This is a genomic window from Anaerovibrio sp. (assembly GCF_045637405.1).
GTDB lineage: Bacteria > Bacillota > Negativicutes > Selenomonadales > Selenomonadaceae > Anaerovibrio.
Genome location: NZ_JAZTZI010000111.1, coordinates 1 through 1,210 on the forward strand (window position 1 = coordinate 1; position 1,210 = coordinate 1,210).

The 1,210-nt window shown below is 47.4% G+C and carries 1 pseudogene; it reads left to right on the top strand.

The window, feature by feature from the left end:
* Positions 1 to 67: 67 nt before the first annotated feature.
* A pseudogene (gene ligA, locus ACKI5G_RS07785) lies at positions 68 to 1,111 on the top strand (NAD-dependent DNA ligase LigA); the annotation flags it as partial.
* Between the last annotated feature and the right edge of the window lie 99 nt (positions 1,112 to 1,210).

Genomic DNA, 1,210 nt, shown 5'->3' on the forward strand with positions numbered 1-1,210 from the left:
AAAATGCTAATGGTAAAATACGCCCCGATAAAGAAAGCTTAAATATTTATTTTAGAGAAGGCTTAATATGGATATTAAAGAAATAAAACAGGAGCTGGCGGCCCTCAGAAAAGAAATAAAATATCACAGCAACCTGTATTACAATAATGACGCCCCGGAGATTTCCGATTATGAATTTGACCAGCTGATGCTGCGTTTAAAGAAAATTGAAGGAGAGTATCCGGAGCTGATTACCAAAACCTCCCCCACCCAGATGGTGGGCGGTGTGGCCAAGCGGGAAGCTGGTGTACTGGTGGCCCACGATGTGCCTATGCTGTCTCTGCAGGATGTATTTTCCAAGGAGGAGGTTACTTCCTTTGTAACTTCCCTACAAAATCAGTTGGATAATCCTGAATTTGTGGTGGAGGAAAAGATTGACGGCTTGTCACTGGCCCTGCGTTACCGCAATGGTGAGCTTACCCAGGCTATTACCCGGGGGGACGGGGTGGTACAGGGTGAAGATGTTACGGAGAACGCCCGGGTTATCAGTGATGTGAAAAAGAAATTAAAGGAGCCGGTGCCTTATTTTGAGATAAGAGGCGAGGTTTACATGACACGGGAGGCCTTTGAGCAGGTAAATGCCCGCCAGGAAATGCTGGGGATGAAGCTCTTTGCCAATCCTCGTAACTGCGCCGCTGGAACCCTTAGACAGCTGGATAGCCGTATCACAAAAGAACGTCACCTTTCCATGTTTGTATTTAACTTACAGAAAGCCGAGGGTAGAGAATTTGCCACTCATATAGAAGCTTATGAATTCATGAAGAAGCAGGGCATTAAGATAATCAACAATTATCATGTGTGCCATACTGCCGAGGAAGTGCTGAAGGCCATTGATGCCATTGGTGCATCCCGGGGAAATCTGCCCTATGATATTGATGGGGCCGTGGTGAAATTAAACAGCTTGTCCCAACGGGAACAGCTGGGGGCCACTTCCAAGGTGCCCCGGTGGGCAGTAGCCTATAAGTATCCGCCGGAGGAAAAGGAAACTAAGCTGCTGGATATTGAATTGTCCGTGGGTCGTACTGGCCGTATTACTCCTACAGCCATATTTGAGCCCATAATGCTCTGTGGTTTCCGTTTCGCCGACAATGGAGTAGCTTCCGACGAAGCCTCCCAGGACGGATTCCTATGCGCTTAAAAAATACTTGTAATTCTTGCCTCCCGACAGCTT